Here is a 6504-nt window from a genome sequence, read left to right on the forward strand (position 1 = left end):
TATAATGGCGCAAATGGACTTTTTCTGTTAAGATTATAAGGTATTCTATTTTGGAGGAAATGACATGAAAAAAATCGTTAAATACTCATCTCTTGCTGCCCTAGGGCTTGTTGCTGCAGGTGTTCTAGCAGCTTGCTCAGGTGGTGCTAAGAAAGAAGGAGAAGCGGCTAGCAAGAAAGAAATTATCGTTGCAACCAATGGCTCACCAAAACCATTTATCTATGAAGAAAATGGCGAATTGACTGGTTACGAGATTGAAGTTGTTCGCGCTATCTTTAAAGACTCTGACAAGTATGATGTCAAGTTTGAAAAGACAGAGTGGTCAGGTGTCTTTGCAGGACTTGACGCTGATCGCTACCATATGGCTGTTAATAATCTTAGTTACACTAAAGAACGTGCGGAGAAATACCTCTATGCCGCACCAATTGCCCAAAATCCTAATGTCCTTGTCGTGAAGAAAGATGACTCTAGTATCAAGTCGCTCGATGATATCGGTGGAAAATCGACAGAGATTGTTCAAGCTACTACATCAGCTAAACAGTTGGAAGAATATAACAAACAACACGCAGATAACCCAACTATCCTGAACTATACTAAGGCAGATTTCCAACAAATCATGGTACGTTTGAGCGATGGTCAATTTGACTACAAGATTTTTGATAAAATCGGTGTTGAAACAGTTATCAAAAACCAAGGTTTGGACAACTTGAAAGTTATCGAACTTCCAAGCGACCAACAACCTTACGTTTACCCACTTCTTGCTAAAGGTCAAGATGAGTTGAAAACATTTGTAGACAAACGTATCCAAGAACTCTACAAAGACGGAACTCTTGAAAAATTATCTCAACAGTTCTTTGGTGGTTCTTACCTCCCCGCAGAAGCTGACATCAAATAAGTTTGTAAATCATCCATTCTCTCGTAGGTGGATGATTTTGTAACTTTTAGACGTATAGTTTAAAACTATATGTCTGCCTATCTAATAACAATTTGCGAAATCAAATAAAGTGTGAGATACTATTACAGTATTATTTTTAAAGGAGAATGAATCATGAAAATTAAAAAATGGTTAGGCGTAGCAGCTATCGCTACAGTAGCAGGCCTTGCACTTGCAGCTTGCGGAAATTCAGACAAGAAAGCAGACAATACAACTACAGTTAAAATCGCAACTGTTAACCGTAGCGGTTCAGAAGAAGCACGCTGGGACAAAGTCCAAGAATTGGTTGAAAAAGACGGAATTAAATTGGAATTCACAGAGTTTACAGACTACTCACAACCAAATAAAGCAACTGCTGATGGTGAAGTAGATTTGAACGCTTTCCAACACTACAACTTCTTGAACAACTGGAACAAAGAAAACGGTAAAGACCTTGTAGCGATTGCAGATACGTATATCTCACCAATTCGCCTTTACTCAGGTAAAAACGGTGAAGAAAACAAGTACACTAAAGTGGAAGAAATCCCAAATAACGGTGAAATCGCAATTCCGAACGATGCTACTAACGAAAGCCGTGCCCTTTACCTTCTTCAATCAGCTGGTTTGATTAAATTGGATGTTTCAGGAACTGAACTTGCTACAATCGCAAACATCAAAGAAAATCCAAAGAACTTGAAAATTACTGAGTTGGACGCTAGCCAAACAGCTCGTTCATTGACTTCAGTTGATGCAGCAGTTGTAAACAACACTTTTGTTACAGAAGCAAAATTGGACTACAAGAAAGCACTCTTTAAAGAGCAAGCTGACGAAAACTCAAAACAATGGTACAACATCATCGTTGCGAAAAAAGATTGGGAATCATCACCTAAAGCTGATGCAATCAAGAAAATTATCGCAGCTTACCATACTGATGAAGTGAAAAAAGTTATCGAAGAAACTTCAGACGGCTTGGATCAACCAGTTTGGTAATAAACACAGGGAGGTGGGAGAGATTTTTCCACCTCTTGCTTTTATATAGAGCCTAAAGAAAAGGAACATCCACTTGTATTGATTTCAAAGGTACAAGTCCTAGTAGAAAGGTAGAGATAAAATGGTTTTCCCTAGCGAACAAGAACAGATTGAAAAATTTGAAAAGGATCATGTAGCCCAGCATTACTTTGAAGTTTTGCGTACCCTGATTTCTAAAAAATCTGTTTTTGCCCAGCAAGTCGGACTCAAGGAAGTGGCTCGTTATCTGGGAGAGATTTTCAAGCGTGTAGGGGCTGAAGTTGAGATTGATGAGAGCTACACAGCACCTTTTGTGATGGCACATTTCAAAAGTTCACGACCAAATGCCAAGACTATCATTTTCTACAACCACTATGATACGGTACCAGCTGATGGTGACCAAGTGTGGACTGAGGATCCTTTTACGCTTTCTGTTCGCGATGGTATTATGTACGGACGAGGAGTCGATGATGACAAGGGGCATATCACTGCACGACTCAGTGCGCTGAGAAAATACATGCAGCATCATGACGATCTCCCTGTTAACATCAGCTTTATCATGGAAGGGGCAGAGGAGTCAGCCTCTGTTGACTTGGACAAATACCTAGAAAAGCATGCAGATAAGTTGCGAGGCGCTGACTTGTTAGTCTGGGAACAGGGAACCAAAAATGCCTTGGAGCAATTAGAAATCTCAGGTGGTAATAAGGGAATTGTGACCTTTGATGCTAAGGTTAAGAGTGCTGATGTGGATATTCATTCTAGCTATGGAGGAGTCATAGAGTCTGCTCCCTGGTACCTGATACAAGCCTTGACCAGTCTTCGCGCTGCTGATGGCCGTATTTTGATAGAAGGTTTGTACGATGATGTACAAGAGCCCAATGAACGCGAGTTAGCCTTGGTGGATACCTATGCCCAACGAAATCCAGGGGAAATCAGCCAGATTTATGGTTTGGAATTGCCTCTTTTACAAGAAGATCGTGCAGCCTTTCTAAAACGTTTCTTTTTTGAACCAGCCCTTAATATCGAAGGGATTCAGTCAGGTTATCAAGGACAAGGGGTTAAAACGATATTACCTGCAGAAGCCAGTGCTAAGCTAGAAGTTCGATTGGTTCCAGGCTTGGAACCACATGATGTTTTGGATAAAATCCGGAAACAACTAGACAAAAACGGCTTTGATAAGGTAGAATTATACTATACCTTGGGTGAGATGAGTTATCGAAGTGATATGAGTGCACCATCTATTCTCAATGTTATTGAGTTAGCCAAGAAATTCTATCCACAGGGCGTATCTGTCTTGCCAACAACTGCAGGGACAGGTCCTATGCATACGGTATTCGATGCCTTAGAGGTACCCATGGTGGCCTTTGGTCTAGGAAATGCTAATAGCCGAGACCATGGTGGAGACGAGAATGTACGAATCGCCGATTATTACACCCATATTGAATTAGTAGAGGAGCTGATTAAAAGCTATGAGTAGAGATATTATCAAGTTAGATCAGATCGATGTGACTTTTCACCAAAAGAAAAGAACCATCACAGCGGTCAAGGATGTGACTATTCACATCCAAGAAGGGGATATCTACGGAATCGTTGGATATTCTGGAGCAGGGAAATCAACCCTAGTTCGTGTGATTAACCTCTTGCAAAAACCATCTGCAGGTCGAATTACTGTAGATAATGATGTAATTTTTGATGGCAAGGTTACCTTAACTGCTGAGCAATTACGACATAAACGTCAAGATATTGGGATGATTTTCCAACACTTCAACCTCATGAGCCAGAAAACAGCAGAGGAAAACGTAGCCTTTGCCCTCAAACACTCTGGCCTCAGCAAGGAAGAAAAGAAGGCTAAAGTAGCTAAGTTGTTGGACTTAGTTGGTCTTGCAGATCGTGCCGAAAACTATCCTTCACAATTATCTGGTGGTCAAAAACAACGTGTGGCTATTGCGCGTGCCTTGGCCAATGATCCAAAAATCTTGATTTCAGACGAGTCAACTTCAGCTCTGGATCCAAAGACAACGAAACAAATCTTGTCACTCTTGCAAGAATTGAACCGTAAACTAGGTTTGACCATTGTTTTGATTACACACGAGATGCAGATTGTCAAAGATATTGCTAACCGTGTAGCAGTGATGCAGGATGGTCGATTGATTGAAGAAGGTAGCGTTCTTGAAATCTTCTCTGATCCTAAGCAACCATTGACTCAGGACTTTATCTCGACTGCGACAGGTATCGATGAAGCTATGGTCAAGATTGAGAAACAGGAAATCGTAGAGCACTTATCTGAAAACAGCATTTTGGTACAACTCAAGTATGCAGGAGCTTCTACAGATGAGCCACTTTTGAATGAATTGTACAAACATTACCAAGTAACAGCCAATATTCTCTATGGGAACATTGAAATTTTGGATGGTACTCCTGTGGGTGAACTTGTGGTTGTCTTGTCAGGGGAAAAAGAAGCCTTGGCAAACGCTCAAGATGCTATCCGTCAAGCTGGTGTGCAACTAAAAGTATTGAAGGGAGGACAGTAAGATGGCAGAATTGATTAAAGCATACTTACCAAACGTCTACAAGATGGGTTGGTCTGGTCAGGCTGGCTGGGGAACAGCAATCTACTTGACACTTTATATGACGGTTCTTTCCTTCATCATCGGAGGTTTCCTAGGGCTGGTTGCAGGGCTTTTCCTTGTCTTGACAGCTCCAGGTGGTGTCTTGGAAAATAAAGTTGTTTTCTGGATTTTAGACAAGATCACGTCAATCTTCCGTGCAGTGCCATTCATCATTCTCTTGGCTGTCTTGTCACCCTTCTCTCATCTAATCGTAGGGACAAGTATCGGACCAAATGCGGCTATTGTACCCCTATCTTTTGCAGTCTTTGCCTTCTTTGCCCGTCAAGTACAGGTGGTATTGGCTGAGCTAGATGGCGGTGTCATCGAGGCAGCTCAAGCCAGTGGAGCTACTTTCTGGGACATCGTGGGTGTTTACCTATCAGAAGGTCTACCAGACTTGATCCGTGTGACAACTGTAACCTTGATTTCCCTTGTCGGTGAAACAGCTATGGCGGGAGCGGTCGGAGCAGGTGGTATCGGTAACGTAGCTATCGCTTATGGATTTAACCGTTTCAATCATGATGTAACAGTCCTTGCGACTCTCATCATTATCCTGATTATCTTTACAATTCAGTTCTTGGGCGACTTCTTGACCAAGAAATTAAGTCATAAATAAAAAAGAGCCAAGTGGCTCTCAGATTGAAGAAAAAGTCCGTTGTGGATAATTTTCTTCAATCTTTTTCTTTTATTAGAGAAAATAAAAAAACTCTTAAAAATAGCATGTATCAGCATTTCTAAGAGTTTTCAAGATGTAGTAAAATTACCGAAAGGGTTTGTCTACCTACTGAGAGCCGTGTGGCTCTTTTTCTATCACATTTTGTCTGCAAACTTCTTACTCAGCGCTTGTCCAATAAGGGCGCCAAGTAAAGCACCGATAAGGACGCTTGCTACAAAGAGAAGGATAGTACAAGGGTTAGGCGCGACCATGATGCGGTCAATATAGTCCTGAGATTTTCCACGAGCGACTAGAGTTGCGATATAGGCTTGAGGGGTCAACCACATGAGTAGGATGGGACCAGTAGTACCAAAGGCAAAAACTAGGAAGGAAAGAAGGTTTTTAACCTTATCTTTGTAGTGGCCAAGATGAGCGATGCCATCTGCTGCAAGACCGCAGATAATTCCTGGCAGAAAGGCTCCAGCACCATGCTTGCTCCCGAGGAAAAATAGAGAGATTACAAGTCCAATCGTAGTAATCGCTCCAAAACGAGGAACCTTTGCTAAAAGGATCATATAGACGCTACCACCCACAAGAGCAGAAAAGGCAGGGGCGTAAAACATATTTCCAGTGTGGTCGACAAGGTTTCCTAGTAGAACACCCACTCCGATACAGAGAAAGTAGACAAGGGCAGCTACAAGGGTCGTCAAGATATTCTTTTTCATAAGTTCTCCTTCGTATATCTGATGTTATTCATTGTATCATGCCTGTGGCAGATTGTAAATGCTGGTTTGGAACTAGTATTTATTAGGAAATGTGGTAAAATAGGAAAAAATAAAAGACGAGTGGTAAGAGGATGAAGAATTTAGGAAAAGTTTTTAAAGAGTTACGAGAATCAAGAAAAATTTCCTTGAGAAAAGCAACAGGTGGACGCTTTTCAGCATCCTTATTGTCGCGTTTTGAAAATGGTCAGAGTGAAATATCTGCTCCAAAGTTAATCGCAGCTTTGGAGAATATTCATGCGAGTATGGAAGAATTGTTATTTTTGGCGAGAGGTTTTCATCAGGATGCCTATTCTGAATTTAGAAACAGAATAGTTGAGGCTATTGACCCTCAAGATTTGACATCCTTGCGCACTCTCTACCAGAGAGAGTATCAACAACTTCCTTTTTCAAAAGATAGACAGCAACACTGTACTGACCCCAAAAAGTTAGACAATTAATTTAAGCAAAGGATTTAATTCTGTATTGTACAGGACTAAGTCCTTTTAGTTTTACCTTAATTCGTTTGTTGTTGTAGTAATCAATATAGTCTACAAT

8 protein-coding genes are annotated in these 6504 nt (G+C 41.1%); 6 read left to right on the forward strand and 2 right to left on the reverse strand.

Annotation, left to right across the window (positions count from 1 at the left end; all coding sequences use genetic code 11):
- The first annotated feature begins 64 nt into the window (after positions 1 to 64).
- The 5 genes from QM928_RS06325 (at position 65) to QM928_RS06345 (ending at position 5146) form a co-directional block, all read left to right on the forward strand.
- Positions 65 to 895 carry an amino acid ABC transporter substrate-binding protein gene (locus tag QM928_RS06325; RefSeq protein WP_414294757.1) on the forward strand — a complete coding sequence of 277 codons (831 nt, stop codon included), beginning with the start codon at positions 65 to 67 and terminating at the stop codon, positions 893 to 895.
- 153 nt (positions 896 to 1048) lie between these two features.
- The gene (locus QM928_RS06330) at positions 1049 to 1903 is read left to right on the forward strand and encodes a MetQ/NlpA family ABC transporter substrate-binding protein (RefSeq protein ID WP_000694516.1); all 855 of its coding nucleotides are present in this window, start codon (positions 1049 to 1051) and stop codon (positions 1901 to 1903) included.
- Positions 1904 to 2024: 121 nt separating this feature from the next.
- Positions 2025 to 3398, forward strand: a complete 1374-nt coding sequence (locus tag QM928_RS06335; protein WP_414294756.1) for a M20 family metallopeptidase — start codon at positions 2025 to 2027, stop codon at positions 3396 to 3398.
- On the forward strand, positions 3391 to 4452 hold the full coding sequence (locus QM928_RS06340; RefSeq protein ID WP_075232311.1) for a methionine ABC transporter ATP-binding protein: 1062 nt from the start codon (positions 3391 to 3393) through the stop codon (positions 4450 to 4452). The genes QM928_RS06335 and QM928_RS06340 overlap by 8 nt, the downstream gene beginning before the upstream one ends.
- 1 nt (position 4453) lies before the next feature.
- Entirely contained in the window at positions 4454 to 5146 is a 693-nt protein-coding gene (locus QM928_RS06345; protein ID WP_004250431.1) for a methionine ABC transporter permease, read from the forward strand.
- A gap of 194 nt (positions 5147 to 5340) precedes the next feature.
- On the opposite strand, the gene QM928_RS06350 is transcribed toward QM928_RS06345, so the two are convergent.
- Entirely contained in the window at positions 5341 to 5910 is a 570-nt protein-coding gene (locus QM928_RS06350; RefSeq protein ID WP_281335248.1) for an MptD family putative ECF transporter S component, read from the reverse strand.
- Positions 5911 to 6041: 131 nt separating this feature from the next.
- Between QM928_RS06350 and QM928_RS06355 the strand changes: the two genes are divergently transcribed.
- Complete coding sequence (locus QM928_RS06355) at positions 6042 to 6407, forward strand: helix-turn-helix domain-containing protein (RefSeq protein ID WP_414294755.1); 366 nt, start codon at positions 6042 to 6044, stop codon at positions 6405 to 6407.
- Between the two features lies 1 nt (position 6408).
- Here QM928_RS06355 and QM928_RS06360 read toward each other — a convergent pair.
- On the reverse strand, positions 6409 to 6504 hold a 96-nt coding region (locus QM928_RS06360), incomplete at its 5' end, for an IS3 family transposase (RefSeq protein ID WP_414267217.1).

Source organism: Streptococcus infantis, from assembly GCF_047460405.1.
In the GTDB taxonomy this organism is placed as follows: Bacteria; Bacillota; Bacilli; order Lactobacillales; family Streptococcaceae; genus Streptococcus; species Streptococcus infantis_Q.